General features: G+C 61.6%; 28 protein-coding genes. All 28 read right to left on the reverse strand.

What is annotated here, in order from left to right:
- Window positions 1–66: 66 nt before the first annotated feature.
- A complete protein-coding gene (gene rplQ, locus WGH93_RS11385) occupies window positions 67–486 on the reverse strand; it encodes a 50S ribosomal protein L17 (protein WP_374765010.1) in 420 nt (139 codons plus the stop codon).
- 63 nt (window positions 487–549) lie between these two features.
- Window positions 550–1,566, reverse strand: coding sequence for a DNA-directed RNA polymerase subunit alpha (locus WGH93_RS11390; RefSeq protein ID WP_374765011.1), 1,017 nt, complete (start codon window positions 1,564–1,566; stop codon window positions 550–552).
- Between the two features lie 79 nt (window positions 1,567–1,645).
- Complete coding sequence (rpsK, locus tag WGH93_RS11395) at window positions 1,646–2,041, reverse strand: 30S ribosomal protein S11 (protein ID WP_374765012.1); 396 nt, start codon at window positions 2,039–2,041, stop codon at window positions 1,646–1,648.
- 73 nt (window positions 2,042–2,114) lie between these two features.
- Window positions 2,115–2,483, reverse strand: a complete 369-nt coding sequence (rpsM, locus tag WGH93_RS11400; protein WP_374765013.1) for a 30S ribosomal protein S13 — start codon at window positions 2,481–2,483, stop codon at window positions 2,115–2,117.
- A gap of 119 nt (window positions 2,484–2,602) precedes the next feature.
- A complete protein-coding gene (locus WGH93_RS11405; protein WP_374765014.1) occupies window positions 2,603–3,250 on the reverse strand; it encodes an adenylate kinase in 648 nt (215 codons plus the stop codon).
- On the reverse strand, window positions 3,247–4,581 hold the full coding sequence (secY, locus tag WGH93_RS11410) for a preprotein translocase subunit SecY (RefSeq protein WP_374765015.1): 1,335 nt from the start codon (window positions 4,579–4,581) through the stop codon (window positions 3,247–3,249). The genes WGH93_RS11405 and secY overlap by 4 nt, the downstream gene beginning before the upstream one ends.
- Window positions 4,582–4,643: 62 nt before the next feature.
- Window positions 4,644–5,105 (reverse strand): 50S ribosomal protein L15, encoded by a 462-nt coding sequence (gene rplO, locus WGH93_RS11415; RefSeq protein WP_374765016.1) that lies wholly within the window; start codon window positions 5,103–5,105, stop codon window positions 4,644–4,646.
- Window positions 5,106–5,134: 29 nt separating this feature from the next.
- Entirely contained in the window at window positions 5,135–5,323 is a 189-nt protein-coding gene (gene rpmD / locus WGH93_RS11420) for a 50S ribosomal protein L30 (RefSeq protein WP_374765017.1), read from the reverse strand.
- A 6-nt stretch (window positions 5,324–5,329) separates the two neighbouring features.
- Window positions 5,330–5,902 (reverse strand): 30S ribosomal protein S5, encoded by a 573-nt coding sequence (gene rpsE, locus WGH93_RS11425; protein ID WP_374765018.1) that lies wholly within the window; start codon window positions 5,900–5,902, stop codon window positions 5,330–5,332.
- 27 nt (window positions 5,903–5,929) lie between these two features.
- A complete protein-coding gene (gene rplR / locus WGH93_RS11430) occupies window positions 5,930–6,286 on the reverse strand; it encodes a 50S ribosomal protein L18 (RefSeq protein ID WP_374765019.1) in 357 nt (118 codons plus the stop codon).
- A 12-nt stretch (window positions 6,287–6,298) separates the two neighbouring features.
- Window positions 6,299–6,832, reverse strand: a complete 534-nt coding sequence (gene rplF, locus WGH93_RS11435) for a 50S ribosomal protein L6 (protein ID WP_374765020.1) — start codon at window positions 6,830–6,832, stop codon at window positions 6,299–6,301.
- 21 nt (window positions 6,833–6,853) lie between these two features.
- On the reverse strand, window positions 6,854–7,252 hold the full coding sequence (gene rpsH / locus WGH93_RS11440; RefSeq protein WP_374765021.1) for a 30S ribosomal protein S8: 399 nt from the start codon (window positions 7,250–7,252) through the stop codon (window positions 6,854–6,856).
- Between the two features lie 13 nt (window positions 7,253–7,265).
- Window positions 7,266–7,571: a 30S ribosomal protein S14 gene (gene rpsN, locus WGH93_RS11445; protein ID WP_374765022.1), complete on the reverse strand. Its 306-nt coding sequence runs from the start codon at window positions 7,569–7,571 to the stop codon at window positions 7,266–7,268.
- An 18-nt stretch (window positions 7,572–7,589) separates the two neighbouring features.
- Window positions 7,590–8,141: a 50S ribosomal protein L5 gene (gene rplE / locus WGH93_RS11450; protein ID WP_374765023.1), complete on the reverse strand. Its 552-nt coding sequence runs from the start codon at window positions 8,139–8,141 to the stop codon at window positions 7,590–7,592.
- Window positions 8,134–8,448 (reverse strand): 50S ribosomal protein L24, encoded by a 315-nt coding sequence (gene rplX / locus WGH93_RS11455; protein ID WP_374765024.1) that lies wholly within the window; start codon window positions 8,446–8,448, stop codon window positions 8,134–8,136. The genes rplE and rplX overlap by 8 nt, the downstream gene beginning before the upstream one ends.
- Window positions 8,448–8,816 carry a 50S ribosomal protein L14 gene (rplN, locus tag WGH93_RS11460; RefSeq protein WP_374765025.1) on the reverse strand — a complete coding sequence of 123 codons (369 nt, stop codon included), beginning with the start codon at window positions 8,814–8,816 and terminating at the stop codon, window positions 8,448–8,450. The genes rplX and rplN overlap by 1 nt, the downstream gene beginning before the upstream one ends.
- A gap of 61 nt (window positions 8,817–8,877) precedes the next feature.
- Window positions 8,878–9,108, reverse strand: coding sequence for a 30S ribosomal protein S17 (gene rpsQ / locus WGH93_RS11465; protein WP_374765026.1), 231 nt, complete (start codon window positions 9,106–9,108; stop codon window positions 8,878–8,880).
- A 12-nt stretch (window positions 9,109–9,120) separates the two neighbouring features.
- Window positions 9,121–9,312 (reverse strand): 50S ribosomal protein L29, encoded by a 192-nt coding sequence (gene rpmC, locus WGH93_RS11470; protein WP_374765027.1) that lies wholly within the window; start codon window positions 9,310–9,312, stop codon window positions 9,121–9,123.
- 15 nt (window positions 9,313–9,327) lie between these two features.
- Entirely contained in the window at window positions 9,328–9,738 is a 411-nt protein-coding gene (gene rplP, locus WGH93_RS11475) for a 50S ribosomal protein L16 (RefSeq protein WP_374765028.1), read from the reverse strand.
- A gap of 29 nt (window positions 9,739–9,767) precedes the next feature.
- Window positions 9,768–10,463 carry a 30S ribosomal protein S3 gene (gene rpsC / locus WGH93_RS11480; RefSeq protein WP_374765029.1) on the reverse strand — a complete coding sequence of 232 codons (696 nt, stop codon included), beginning with the start codon at window positions 10,461–10,463 and terminating at the stop codon, window positions 9,768–9,770.
- Window positions 10,463–10,843 carry a 50S ribosomal protein L22 gene (gene rplV / locus WGH93_RS11485; RefSeq protein WP_374765030.1) on the reverse strand — a complete coding sequence of 127 codons (381 nt, stop codon included), beginning with the start codon at window positions 10,841–10,843 and terminating at the stop codon, window positions 10,463–10,465. Before rplV ends, rpsC begins: the two co-directional genes overlap by 1 nt.
- Before the next feature lie 2 nt (window positions 10,844–10,845).
- Entirely contained in the window at window positions 10,846–11,127 is a 282-nt protein-coding gene (gene rpsS, locus WGH93_RS11490) for a 30S ribosomal protein S19 (protein WP_374765031.1), read from the reverse strand.
- Between the two features lie 13 nt (window positions 11,128–11,140).
- On the reverse strand, window positions 11,141–11,977 hold the full coding sequence (rplB, locus tag WGH93_RS11495) for a 50S ribosomal protein L2 (protein ID WP_374765032.1): 837 nt from the start codon (window positions 11,975–11,977) through the stop codon (window positions 11,141–11,143).
- 3 nt (window positions 11,978–11,980) lie between these two features.
- On the reverse strand, window positions 11,981–12,274 hold the full coding sequence (locus tag WGH93_RS11500; RefSeq protein WP_374765033.1) for a 50S ribosomal protein L23: 294 nt from the start codon (window positions 12,272–12,274) through the stop codon (window positions 11,981–11,983).
- On the reverse strand, window positions 12,271–12,891 hold the full coding sequence (gene rplD / locus WGH93_RS11505; RefSeq protein ID WP_374765034.1) for a 50S ribosomal protein L4: 621 nt from the start codon (window positions 12,889–12,891) through the stop codon (window positions 12,271–12,273). The genes WGH93_RS11500 and rplD overlap by 4 nt, the downstream gene beginning before the upstream one ends.
- A gap of 4 nt (window positions 12,892–12,895) precedes the next feature.
- On the reverse strand, window positions 12,896–13,648 hold the full coding sequence (gene rplC / locus WGH93_RS11510; protein ID WP_374765035.1) for a 50S ribosomal protein L3: 753 nt from the start codon (window positions 13,646–13,648) through the stop codon (window positions 12,896–12,898).
- A 5-nt stretch (window positions 13,649–13,653) separates the two neighbouring features.
- A complete protein-coding gene (rpsJ, locus tag WGH93_RS11515) occupies window positions 13,654–13,968 on the reverse strand; it encodes a 30S ribosomal protein S10 (RefSeq protein ID WP_374765036.1) in 315 nt (104 codons plus the stop codon).
- Between the two features lie 63 nt (window positions 13,969–14,031).
- A partial coding sequence (locus WGH93_RS11520) for an EF-Tu C-terminal domain-related protein (protein ID WP_445530153.1) occupies window positions 14,032–14,169 on the reverse strand: 138 nt, incomplete at its 5' end.

Below are 14,169 nucleotides of genomic sequence, written 5' to 3' on the forward strand. Positions count from 1 at the left end.
CGCATGATCCGCACCGTAGCGCGGCGGAAGAACGCACGCCCCGCGTGCATCCGCTGGCCCTGGCTGTCAGGCCGCGTCTTCTTCCTGTTGTTCCGCGGTGGGGCCGCTATCCTGGCCCTTGGCGTCCTCGTTGCGGTCAACCAGCTCAATCACCGCCATGGGGGCGTTGTCGCCGTACCGATAGCCCGCTTTCAGGACGCGGGCATAACCGCCCGGACGGTCCTTGTAACGTTCGGCCAGCTCGTCGAACAGCTTGGTTACCAGATCCCTGTCCTGCAGGCGGGCAATGGCAAGGCGCCGATTGCTCAGGCCGCCCTTTTTGGCCAGAGTGATGAGTTTTTCCACCACCGGGCGAAGTTCCTTGGCCTTGGGCAGCGTGGTCACGATCTGCTCGTGCTTGAGCAGCGCCTGAGCCATGTTCATGAACATGGCCTTGCGGTGGCTTGATGTGCGATTCAGTTTGCGGCCGGCTTTGCGATGACGCATGGCTCGTCTCCTTCAGTCCCGTGTGGGCGGCGCTCCCGCGCGGCGCCACCAGGCGATTGGTCCCTAGTAGTCCTGTTCCATTTTCTTGGCCAGTTCCTCGATATTCTCGGGCGGCCAGTTCGGCAGTTCCATGCCAAGGCGCAGCCCCATGGTGGACAGCACCTCTTTGATCTCGTTCAGCGATTTGCGGCCAAAGTTCGGCGTGCGCAGCATTTCCGCCTCGGTCTTCTGAACCAGATCGCCGATATAGACGATATTGTCGTTCTTCAGGCAGTTGGCCGAACGCACGGAAAGCTCCAGTTCGTCAACCTTGCGCAGAAGCTGGCGGTTCACTTCCGGCTCGTCCTCGTCTTCACGCACACGGGCCTCTTCCGGCTCGTCGAAATTGATGAAGACGCTCAGTTGATCCTGAAGGATGCGGGCGGCATAGGCCAGCGCATCTTCCGGGGTCACCGTGCCGTCCGTTTCCACTTCCATGGTCAGCTTATCATAGTCCAGAACCTGCCCCTCGCGGGTGTTCTCCACCTTGTAGCTGACCCGTTTCACGGGGCTGTACAGGGCATCGACCGGGATAAGCCCGATCGGCGCATCATCAGGGCGGTTGCGATCCGCCGGCACATAGCCCTTGCCGCTGGAAACGGTAAGATCCATGTTGAGCGTGGCGCCCTCATCCAGATGGCAGAGTACCAGATCCTTGTCCAGCACCTCCACATCGGCGGTCTCGCTGATCTGACCCGCGGTCACCGGGCCGGGGCCCGTCGCCGTCAGGTGCAGGCGCTTGATGCCATCGCTGGTCACCCGCACGGGCAACTGCTTCACATTCAGCACGATGTCGGTCACGTCTTCCCGCACGCCGGAGACGGAGGAAAATTCATGCAGAACGCCCTCCACCTGGATGCTGGTAACCGCACCACCCTGCAGCGAGGACAGGAGAACCCGGCGCAGGGCGTTGCCCAGCGTCATGCCATAGCCCCGTTCCAGCGGCTCCACGACCAGTTTGGCCTTGCGCAGAGGATCGGCGCCCGGCTCGATGTTCAAGCCGTTGGGTTTGATAAGTTCTTGCCAGTTCTTCTGGATCACGATGAAACCTCGTATAAAAAGGTGCCGCAGGCGCGCGCGACCGCCCCCTTGTGGGGCGGCCCGCAACCCAATGCCGTGCTTAGACCCGACGCCGCTTGGGCGGCCGCACACCATTGTGCGGAATCGCGGTCACATCCCGGATGCTGGAAATCGCAAATCCGATCGACTGAAGGGCACGCAGGGCGGATTCACGCCCCGCGCCAGGCCCCTTCACTTCAACTTCCAGCGCCCTCATGCCATGGTCCTGTGCCTTTTTACCGGCATCTTCCGCCGCCATCTGCGCCGCATAGGGCGTTGACTTGCGAGACCCCTTGAACCCCATCATGCCGGCAGAGGACCAGGAGATTGCGTTACCCTGCACGTCCGTGATGGTGATCATGGTATTGTTGAAGGTGGCGTTCACATGGGCAACGCCATTGGAAATGTTCTTACGCTCGCGGCGCTTCATGCGCCCCTGTTCTTTTGCCTTTGCCATCTCTAGCAGACCCTTTTTCTGGTGGCCCTAAACGGCGATTCGTTTATCAAAAAGCCGAGTTCAACCGAGGTACTTATTTCTTCTTGCCGGCGATCGGAACGGCCTTGCCCTTGCGGGTGCGCGCATTGGTATGCGTGCGCTGGCCACGAACCGGCAGCTTGTTACGATGACGCAGGCCCCGATAGGACTTCAGGTCCATCAGGCGCTTGATGTTCATCGCCACTTCCCGGCGCAGGTCGCCTTCAACCGTATGGTCGCGGTCGATGGCCTCACGCAGGCCGACCACTTCCGATTCCGTCATCTGATGCACCCGGCGCTCCGCCGGAATGCCGAGTTCCGCACAAATCTTCTTGGCGGTGGTATGCCCGATCCCATGAATATAGGTCAGAGCGATTTCGACCCGTTTATTGGTCGGAATGTTCACGCCTGCAATACGCGCCACGACCGTTTCTCCTGATCTTTGTTCGTATGGTACAAACTTTTCCACGCATCCGTCGGACGCATTGAAGCCGGGGATTATAGGAATAACCCCTGCCCCGTCAACCGCCGACGAACAGTTTTTTAGCCGTCCAGGACGGCGTCGATTTCTGTTGCCACCGCGTCGATGGGCGCCATGCCATCAACCCGGCTCAACAAACCCTTTTCCTCATAGTAGGGCAGGACCGGCGCCGTATCCGCATGATAGGCCGCCAGACGTTTCTTGACCGTCTCCCGGTTGTCGTCCTTGCGCCGGGTGAACTCGGTCGCGCCGCAGACATCACACACGCCCGCCTTTTTCGGCGGCTTGGCGCTGTCGTGATAGCCTTCGCCGCACTCCCCACAGCTATAACGGCCCGCGATCCGATCCGCCAGCACGTCGTCATCAACGCGAATCTCGATCACCCGATCCAGGGTCCAGCCCAGGTCCGCCAGCATGTCATCCAGCGCCTCGGCCTGGGCGCGCGTGCGGGGGAAGCCGTCCAGGATAAAGCCGTTCCTGCAATCATCCTGCTGGATACGATCCCGGATGATGCCGATCATGATATCGTCGGATACCAGGGCGCCCGCATCCATGGCCGCCTTCGCCTGCTGGCCCAACTCGGTCTGATTGCGCACGGCGGCGCGCAGCATGTCCCCGGTGGACAACTGCACCAGACCGCGCTGCTTCTCCAGGCGCTGGGCCTGTGTGCCCTTGCCCGCACCCGGTGGTCCGAACAGAATTACTATCACCGGCGGCCCCCTTTCAGCTTGGCTTTCTTCAGCAGCCCCTCATATTGCTGCGCCATCAGATGGCTGTGAATCTGGCTGACCGTATCCATGGTCACGTTCACCACGATAAGAAGGCTGGTGCCGCCCAGATAGAACGGCACGGACGATTGCGAAATCAGGATCTCCGGGATAACGCATACCACCGACAGATAGGCTGAGCCGATCACGGTCAGGCGGGTCAGCACATGGTCCAGATATTGGGCGGTGCGCTTGCCGGGGCGGATGCCGGGCACATAACCGCCATGCTTTTTCAGATTGTCCGCCGTGTCGTCCGGGTTGAACTGAATGGCGGTGTAGAAAAAGCAGAAGAAGACGATCAGCACCACATAAAGCGCGATATAGAGCGGCTTGCCCGGTGCCAGATAGGCGGTGATCGCCGACAGCACGCCGCCGGTGGCGCCGCCCTGATCAAACCCGGCCACCGTGAGCGGCATCAGCAACAGCGAGCTGGCGAAAATGGGCGGGATGACACCGGCCATGTTCAGCTTCAGCGGCAGGTGAGAGCGATCGCCCTGGAACATCTTGTTCCCCTGCTGCCGCTTGGGATACTGCACCACCACGCGGCGCTGGGCGCGCTCGTTGAAAACAATGAACCAGATCAGCGCCACGGCCCCGATCAGCATGGCCAGCAGCACCGCCAGCGACATGGAACCCGCGCGGTTCAGCTCGAACGCCTGAGCCAGCGTGCCCGGCAGTTCGGCCACGATACCGGCAAAAATGATCAGCGAAATGCCGTTGCCGATGCCGCGCTGGGTGATCTGCTCACCCAGCCAGACCAGGAACATCGTGCCACCGATCAGCGTTACCACCGTGGTGAAACGGAAGAACCAGCCCGGGTCCACCACCACGCCCTGTTGCCCTTCAAGCCCGGCGGCCAGGCCATAGCCCTGCACCAGGGTGAGCAGCACGGTGCCATAGCGGGTGTACTGGTTGATCTTCTTACGGCCCTGCTCCCCTTCCTTCTTGAGCTGACCCAGCCGGTCGCTCATGGAGGTGAGGAGCTGCATGATGATGGAGGCGGAGATATAGGGCATGATGTTCAGCGCGATGATCGACATACGCTGCAACGCCCCGCCGGAGAAGGTGTTGACCACGTCCAGAAAGCCGCCGCGCATGTTGGAGAACATGGTCTCCAGCGCCGCGCCGTCGATCCCCGGCAGCGGCACATAGGTGCACAGGCGATAAACGACGAGCGCACCCAGCACAAACCAGATGCGCTTCTTCAATTCGCTGGCCTTCGAAAAGGAAGACCAACTGATATTGGCCGCCAGTTGCTCCGCAGCGGATGCCATAAGTGCCCTCTCCAGCTACCCGAAAAAGGACCGGGGCGACATCGCCCCGGCCCGGATCATTGTTACTTGCCCGTCACGGTGACGGACCCACCGGCCTTTTCAACCGCTTCCACGGCGCCCTTGCTGGCGCCGGTCACGGTCAGGGTCAGCTTGGCCTTGATCTCGCCCTTGCCGAGCAGGCGAATGCCGTCACGAACCCGTTTCACCAGGCCCGCTTCCACCAGCGCCTTTTCGTCCAGGCTGTCACCATCCTTGATCCGCCCGGCATCCACGGCCCGCTGAAGACGGCCCGTGTTCACCTCGGCGAACTCCTTGGGATTGATGGCATTGAAACCGCGCTTCGGCAGGCGGCGATAGATCGGCATCTGGCCGCCCTCAAAGCCCTTGATGGCCACACCGGAGCGCGCCTTCTGGCCTTTGTGGCCGCTGCCAGCGGTCTTGCCCTTGCCGGAGCCGATCCCGCGACCGACGCGGGTCCGCTCGCCGCGGGCACCGCTATTATCGCGTAGTTCATTCAGCTTCATCAGTTCTCTCCAACCTGCGCCCGCGGCGTTCAGTCTTCCACGCGCACCAGGTGCGCAACCTTGTTCACCATGCCGCGGACGGCGGGGGTGTCTTCAAGTTCGCGGGTGCGATTGATACGCCCCAGACCGAGCCCCTTGAGGGTTTCAGCCTGCCACGCCTGACGGCGGATCGGGCTCCCGGTCTGGGTTACGGTGATGGTTTTCTTGCTTGCAGCCATGGGTCCTTACTCCGCCTCAGCCTCGGCAACCGCGGCCTCGGCGCCCGGCTCCCGCTTGGTGTCACCGCGGCGGGCCACAATGTCCGCCACCTTCTTGCCCCGCTTGGCGGCGATCTGCCGCGGCGAGTTCTGATGCTTCAGGGCATCCATGGTAGCGTGGATCATGTTGTAGGGATTGGCCGACCCGGTGGATTTGGTCACCACGTCCTGGACGCCGAGCGCCTCGAACACGGCCCGCATCGGACCACCGGCAATGATCCCGGTACCCGGCTCCGCGGAGCGGATCAGCACCTTGCCCGCACCATGCCGACCTTTGATGTCATGGTGCAGGGTGCGGCCTTCCCGCAGGGGAACCCGGATCATGGTTTTCTTGGCCGCTTCCGTGGCCTTGCGGATCGCCTCGGGAACCTCCCGGGCCTTGCCGCTGCCGAACCCGACCCGGCCACGCTGGTCACCCACGACCACGAGCGCGGCAAAGCCGAACCGACGGCCACCTTTGACAACCTTGGCCACACGATTGATGTGGACCAGGTTCTCGACCAGTTCACTTTCTTCGCGATTTTTATCAGGGCGTGCCATTGGACATCCTTTTCCTGTGTCTCGTGATTAGAAGTCCAGGCCGCCTTCGCGCGCCGCATCGGCCAATGCCTTGACGCGGCCGTGGTAGATGAAGCCACCACGGTCGAAGACAACCGATTTGACGCCGGCCTGTGCCGCCCGCTCGGCAATCAGCTTGCCGACGCCGGTTGCAGCGTTGATGTTGGACGTCGCACCGTCCCGCAGGCTTTTGTCCAGCGTCGAGGCGGCGGCAACCGTCACCCCTTTGCTGTCGTCAATCACCTGCGCATAAATGTGCATGTTCGTCCGGTGTACCGAAAGGCGCGGCCGGTCAGCAGCCTTCTTGCGAAGTTGGCTGCGGGTGCGCGTGCGGCGCCGATCGAAAAGAGCTTTTCCAGAAGCCATTATTGCCACCCGTTACTTCTTCTTGCCTTCCTTGCGGAAGATATATTCGCCTTCATATTTGACCCCTTTACCCTTGTAGGGTTCCGGCTTGCGCATCTCGCGGATTTTCGCGGCGGTTTCGCCCACGAGTTGCTTGTTCATGCCGGCGACCACCACGGTGGTCTGATCCGGGGTCTCGATGGTAATGCCTTCCGGCACCGGAAACTCGATGTCGTGGCTGTAGCCGAGCTGCAGATTGAGCGTGCTGCCCTTCATCTGAGCGCGGTAGCCCACACCACTGAGCTGCAGCTTGCGGCTGAAGCCCGTGGTGACACCATCCACCAGGTTCTGCACCATGGTCCGCTGCATACCCCACATGGAGCGGGCACGCTTGGTCTGGTCCTTGGGCGCCACCGTGATGGCATCGTTTTCCTGTGTGACCGTGACTTCCGGCACGAAGGACATGGACATTTCGCCCTTGGGCCCTTTTACCGAAAAGTCCGCACCGTCCAAGGAAACGGTCACACCAGCCGGTACGGCGATGGGTTTTTTACCGATACGGGACATTGGATTACCCTTTCCTTGTCACTAAAGCACGGTGCACAGGATTTCACCGCCCACATTGCTCTCCCGCGCTTCCGCGTCGGACAGAACACCCTTGGGCGTGGAAACCACGGAGATACCGAGGCCGTTGTGAACCCGCGGCAGATCCTTCACCGAGCTGTAAACCCGGCGACCGGGCGTGGACACGCGGCGGATGGTCTGAATGACCGGCTGCCCCTCGTGATATTTGAGCTGAATATCCAGCTCCGCCCGGTTGTTGGAAATCTCCCGCTTCTCATAACCGCGGATGAAGCCTTCCCGCTCCAGCACGTCCAGAATGCGCTCCCGAACTTTCGAGGAGGGCGTGGACACATTGGCTTTGCGGGCCTGAAGGCCGTTGCGGATGCGCGTCAGCATATCGCTGATCGGATCGGACATCGACATGTGTTCGTCCTCCTTACCAGCTGGACTTCACGATGCCGGGCACCTGGCCTGCGGACCCAAGGTCACGCAGCCCGATCCGGGACATCTTGAATTTGCGATAATATCCACGCGGGCGCCCGGTCACTTCACACCGGTTGCGAACCCGCGTCTGGGACGAATTGCGCGGCAGCTTTGCCAGCTCCAGCGATGCCATCCACCGGTCTTCCTCCGGCAGCGACTTGTCATAAATCTTCGCCTTCAGCTCGGCGCGCTTGGCAGCATATTTGCTGGCCAGGCGCTGACGGCGCTTGTTCTTTTCGATGGCGCTTTTCTTTGCCATTTCTAAACCCTCCTTGGCCTACTGACGGAACGGCAGATTAAAGCCCTTGAGGAGCGCGCGCGCTTCCTCGTCCGTCTGGGCCGTGGTGCAGATCACGATGTCCATACCCCGAACTTCGTCGACCTTGTCATAGTCCACTTCGGGGAAGACGATTTGTTCCTTGACGCCGAGCGCATAATTGCCGCGCCCGTCAAAGGACTTCGGGGAAACGCCCTGAAAGTCCCTCAGCCGCGGCAGGGCGATCGTCACCAGCCGGTCAAGGAACTCGTACATACGTTCGCGGCGCAGTGTGACTTTCACGCCGAGCGCCATGCCCTCACGCACCTTGAAGCCGGCAATCGACTTGCGGGCCCGCGTGATAACCGGCTTCTGGCCGGCGATCCGGGTCAGTTCCTCGGCGGCGTTGTCCACCTTTTTGCGGTCAGCGACCGCTTCGCCCACGCCCATATTGATCACGACCTTTTCAAGCCGGGGGATCTGCATGGGGTTCTTGTACCCGAACTCTTCGGAAAGCGCGTTCCGAACAGTTCCTTCATAGAGTTCGCGCATACGCGGCATCGCATTAGCCATCAATCATCTCCCCGGACTTCTTGGCGAAGCGGACCTTCTTGCCGTCGGCTTCCTTGAAACCGACTCGCGTCGGCTTGCCGTCTTTGGGGTCCTCAATCATGAGATTGGACAACTGGATGAGCGCTTCCTTGGTCTCGATGCCACCGGCGGAGACCTGGCTGGGCCGGTTGTGCTTCTTCACCAGATTGACGCCGGATACCAGCGCCCGGCCCTCCTTGGGCAGCACTGTCTGGATTTCGCCGCGCTTGCCCTTGTCCTTGCCGGCAATCACGACGACCTTGTCGCCTTTTTTCAGCTTTGCGGCCATTACAACACCTCCGGTGCCAGCGAGATGATCTTCATCTGCTTTTTCGCACGCAGTTCACGAACCACCGGGCCGAAGATACGGGTACCGATCGGCTCGTGGTTCTTGTTGACGAGGACGGCCGCGTTGCGGTCAAAGCGAATGCTGGTGCCATCGGGGCGGCGCAGTTCCTTTGCCGTCCGAACGATAACAGCGCGATGCACGTCACCTTTTTTCACGCGACCCCGCGGGATCGCTTCCTTAACGGAGACGACAATGATGTCGCCTACTCCGGCCGTTTTCCGTTTCGATCCACCAAGGACCTTAATGCACTGCACCCTCTTGGCCCCGGAGTTATCGGCCACCTCGAGGTTCGTCTGCATTTGAATCATGGGTTTGACCCCTTGTTATTGCGGCTGAGCGAAAAGCGCCCCTGACCAGTCCCGCACGGGACTAGCCGGACACCACCCGCCAGCTCTTCAGTTTTGAAACGGGACGGCATTCCTCGATGCGAACATCGTCCCCAACCTTTACCTGGTTGTTCTCGTCGTGAGCGTGGAACTTCTTAGTCCTACGCACGATTTTGTCAAGGATCGGATGCCGTTCCCGGCGCTCCACCCGCACAACGACGGTTTTATCGCCCTTGTCGCTGACCACGGTCCCTTGCAATATACGCTTCGGCATGGGTGTTTCTCCTTACCCCTCGGCCTGCTGGCCGAGAATCGTCTTGATCCGTGCGATATCCCGACGGATTTCCCGGACGCGAGCCGTGTTCTCAAGCTGGCCGCTTGCCGCCTGAAAGCGCAGATTGAACTGCTCTTTCTTCAGGCCCGCCAGCTCATCACGGAGCTCGTCCGAGGTCTTGGCACGAAGATCTGCTGCCTTCATTGCTCTCACTCCGCTCTAATGCATCCGGGTGACGATACGCGTACCAACCGGCAGCTTCGCGGCGGCGCGTTCAAACGCCCCGCGTGCCAGTTCTTCGGACACGCCGTCAATTTCAAACATGACACGACCGGGCTTTACCCGGGCGGCCCAGAATTCGGGGGCCCCTTTACCCTTACCCATCCGAACCTCGGTGGGCTTGGAGGAAACCGGGACATCCGGGAAGATCCGGATCCAGACCTTGCCGGCCCGCTTCATGTGCCGGGTCATGGCACGGCGGGCGGCTTCGATCTGGCGGGCCGTGATACGGCCCGGGTCCATGGCCTTCAGACCATACGAGCCGAAGGTCACTTCGGTACCGCCCTTCGCCTTGCCGTGGATACGGCCCTTGTGCGCGCGGCGGAATTTGGTGCGTTTCGGTTGCAACATGGCGTCTTGCTCCTAAATCGGCCTCACGCTCAACGGCGAGAGGGGCCGCCAGCTTGCTGTGCTTCATTGATGCGCCGCTCATGGGCCATGGGGTCGTGTTCCATGATCTCGCCCTTGAACACCCAGACCTTGATGCCGCAAACGCCATAGGCGGTATAGGCCCGGCTGACACCATAATCGATGTCCGCACGCAGGGTATGCAGCGGCACACGGCCTTCGCGGTACCATTCCGTGCGCGCGATCTCGGCACCGCCAAGACGGCCACCGGCATTGATGCGCACACCTTCGGCACCGAGCCGCATGGTGTTCTGCACCGCCCGCTTCATGGCCCGACGGAACGCAACGCGACGCTCAAGCTGCTGTGCCAGATTGTCGCCGATGAGCTGAGCATCCAGTTCCGGCTTGCGGATCTCGACGATGTTCAGGCTCACCTCGGCCGTGGTCAAGCCGGCCACCTTGCGGCGCAGCTTCTCGATATCGGCGCCCTTCTTGCCGATGATCACCCCCGGACGCGCCGAATAGATGGTCACGCGGCATTTCTTGGCAGGCCGTTCGATCACCACGCGGGAGATGCTCGCCTGGGCCATTTCCTTCTGGATGAAGGACCGGATGCGCAGATCCTCGTGCAGCAGGTCGGCGTATTCCTCGCCATCGGCGTACCAGCGTGATTCCCAGGTGCGGTTCACACCCAGGCGCAGACCGACGGGGCTTACTTTCTGACCCATTATGCAGTCTCCTCAACTTCGCGCACGACGATGCGCAGACGGCTGAACGGCTTCAAGATCTTGCCGACCCGGCCCCGCGCCCGCGGACGGAAGCGCTTCATGACGAGCGCCTTACCCACGGTGGCCTCGGCGACGACAAGACTGTCGACGTCCAGATTGTGATTGTTTTCGGCATTGGCGATGGCGGATTGAAGAACCTTCCGCACATCACCCGCGGCGCGGCGCCGGTTGAATTCAAGCGACGTCAACGCTTTCTCAACCGACATACCGCGAATGCTGGCCGCCACCAGGTTCAGTTTCTGGGGCGAGCCGCGAAGCGTCGTGGCGGTGGCCACTGCTTCGGTATCCGCCAGACGGCGTTTTGCAGCTTTCTTGCCCACGGTTACTTCCTCTTCGCTTTCTTGTCCGCGGCGTGGCCGTAATAGGTGCGGCTCGGCGCGAACTCACCCAGTTTGTGGCCCACCATCTCTTCCGTCACATAGACGGGGATGAACTTCTGCCCGTTGTAGACATTGAAGGTCAGACCGACGAACTGCGGCATGATGACCGAACGACGCGACCAGGTCTTGATCGTCGCGTTGGTCTTGCCGCTTTCAACCGCCCCGTCCACCTTTTTCAGCAGGTGCATGTCCACAAAGGGGCCTTTCCATACGGATCGTGCCATGACGAGAGACTCCTTAGCGCTTCTTGCGGTCGTGGCGCGACCGGATGATGAGTTTGTCGGTCGCCTTGTTGGTGCGGGTCCGCTTGCCCTTTGTGGGCTTGCCCCACGGCGTCACCGGATGGCGACCGCCGGAGGTGCGACCCTCACCACCACCATGCGGGTGATCGACCGGGTTCATGGCTACGCCGCGCACGCTCGGACGGCGCCCCAGCCAGCGGCTGCGCCCCGCCTTGGCGAGCTTGATGTTCTGGTTGTCCGGGTTGGACACGGCGCCCACCGTGGCAAAGCACTCCTGGCGCACCAGCCGCACCTCGCCCGAATTCAGACGCAACTGGGCATAGCCACGGTCGCGCCCGATCAGTTGGGCATAGGCACCGGCGGCACGGGCCAGTTGCCCCCCCTTGCCGGGCTTCATCTCCACATTGTGGACGATGGTGCCCACGGGCATCTTGCGAAGCTGCATGGCATTGCCGGGCTTCACGTCCGCCTCAAGGGCCGCCACCACCTGATCACCCGGCGCCAGGCGCTGGGGTGCCAGGATATAGGACAGCTCGCCGTCCTCATATTTCACAAGAGCGATAAAGGCAGTGCGGTTGGGATCGTATTCCAGCCGCTCCACCGTGGCCGTCATGTCCAGCTTGGCGCGCTTGAAGTCGATCTTGCGGTAGGTGCGCTTGACACCCCCGCCACGACGCCGCGCGGTGATGCGACCGGTGTTGTTCCGGCCGCCCTTGGACGTCAGACCCTCGGTCAATTTCTTGACCGGCTTGCCGCTGTGAAGCCCGTCGCGCTTCACGATCACCAGGCCACGCTGTGCCGGTGTTGACGGCTTATATTGCTTGAGTGCCATGGGTTATACCCCCGTCGTCACGTCAATGCTGAACCCGTCTTTCAGCGTCACCATCGCCTTCTTGACATTGGGGCGACGCCCCGTAATGCCGCGGAAGCGCTTGGTTTTGCCTTTACGGTTCAACGTGTTGACCTTCGCCACCTTCACATCGAAAAGCCCCTCGACCGCTGCCTTAATTTCCGGCTTGGTCGCATTGCGGGCCACATTGAAGGTCACCTGATTGTTCTCGGAGCCAAGGGTCGCCTTTTCGGTGATGACCGGGCTCAGGATCACGTCATAATGCTTGAGCTCAGTCATTTCAGCCTCTCCTGAAGTTTGGCGACCGCAGCCTTGGTGAGAACCAGCGTGTCGCGACGGATGATGTCGTACACATTGGCACCCTGGCTCGGCAGTACGTCCACGGTGGGCAGGTTTGCCGCCGCGCGCTTGAAGCTGTCGTTCACCTCCGCGCCGTCAATGATCAGCGCGTTGATGGCACCAAGCTTTTCCAGCCGAACCTTCAGGTCCTTGGTCTTGCCGCTGTCCAGCTCGGCGCTGTCCAGCACGATAAGCTTGCCTTCGGCCTGTTTGGCGCTGAGCGCCGTCTTCAGGCCGAGTTCGCGTACCTTTTTCGGCAGCTTGTGGCCATGGTCCCGCGGAATCGGGCCAAAGGCACGACCGCCACCCACAAAGATGTTGGACCGCCGGGAACCGTGGCGTGCGCCGCCGCTCCCTTTCTGGCGACCGAACTTCTTGCCGGTGCGCGACACGTCGGAACGGAACTGAACCGCATGGGTTCCCGCCCGGCGCTTGGCAAGCTGCCAGTTAACCACCCGGTGCAGAATGTCTGCCCGGGGGGTGACGCCGAAGATGGCGTCATCGAGATCGATGTCGCCGCTCTCGCTGGCGTCCAGTGTGAGAAGTTTCGTCTTCATGACGTTATTCCTCGTTCTCGGTGGCCGGTGCCTCGGCGGGCGCATCCTCGCTCGGCGCCGCATCGGCGGCAGCGGGGGCGTCAGCCATGCGGAAAGCGGCCGGTTTCGGCGCGTCTTCCGGCAGCTCGGCCTTGACGGCGTCGGACACCAGAAGCCAGCCCTGCTTGGCACCCGGCACACCGCCGCGCACCAGAAGCAGGCCGTCTTCGGGCCGTGCGTCAACCACTTCAAGATTCTGCACCGTCACGCGACGATCACCCATGTGCCCGGCCATCTTCTTGCCCTTGAACACCTTGCCGGGGTCCTGGCATTGACCGGTGGAGCCATGGCTGCGGTGCGCCACGGATACGCCGTGGGTGGCCCGCAGACCGCCGAAATTGTGGCGCTTCATGGCCCCGGCAAAGCCGCGACCCTTGGTGGTGCCCACAACATCGATCTTCTGGCCCTTGACGAAGTGATCCGCCGTCAGTTCGGCGCCCACGTCAACCAGGTGATCGGCGTCCACGCGGAACTCGACCAGCTTGGCACGGGGCTCCACCTCGCTCTTGGCGAAATGGCCGCGCATCGGCTTGGTGACGTTCTTGACCTTGGCCTGACCCGCGCCCAGTTGCAGCGCGGTATAACCGTCTTTTTCTTCAGTGCGATGTGCAACGACCTGCAGCTTGTCCAGCTGGAGAACCGTCACGGGTACATGGCGCCCTGCGTCATCGAAGACGCGGGTCATGCCCACTTTTTTTGCAATCAAACCCGTACGCATGGCGCTCATCCCTGCAGCTTGATTTCGACATCGACGCCAGAGGCGAGGTCGAGCTTCATCAGCGCGTCCACGGTCTGGGGCGTCGGGTCCACAATGTCCAGCAGGCGCTTGTGAGTCCGCATCTCGAACTGCTCACGGGCCTTCTTGTTGATATGCGGCCCCCGCAGCACAGTGAACTTCTCGATTCGGGTCGGCATCGGAATCGGCCCGCGGACCATGGCGCCCGTACGCTTGGCTGTATTGGCGATCTCGCCGGTGGCCTGGTCCAGGACCCGGTGATCAAACGCCTTCAGCCGAATGCGAATATTTTGCGCTTCCATCGTTCTTTACCCATAAAAAGCCGCCGTCGCCGGATCAGGGCGACGGCAGCGGATCAATAACCGTTAGTCGAGGATCTTGCTGACCACGCCGGCGCCGACGGTGCGGCCACCTTCGCGGATGGCGAAGCGCAGGCCGTCTTCCATGGCGATCGGGGCGATCAGTTCCACGGTCAGGTTCACATTGTCGCCGGGCATCACCAT

Source organism: Yunchengibacter salinarum (assembly GCF_037658235.1).
GTDB classification, from domain to species: domain Bacteria; phylum Pseudomonadota; class Alphaproteobacteria; order Sphingomonadales; family Kordiimonadaceae; genus Yunchengibacter; species Yunchengibacter salinarum.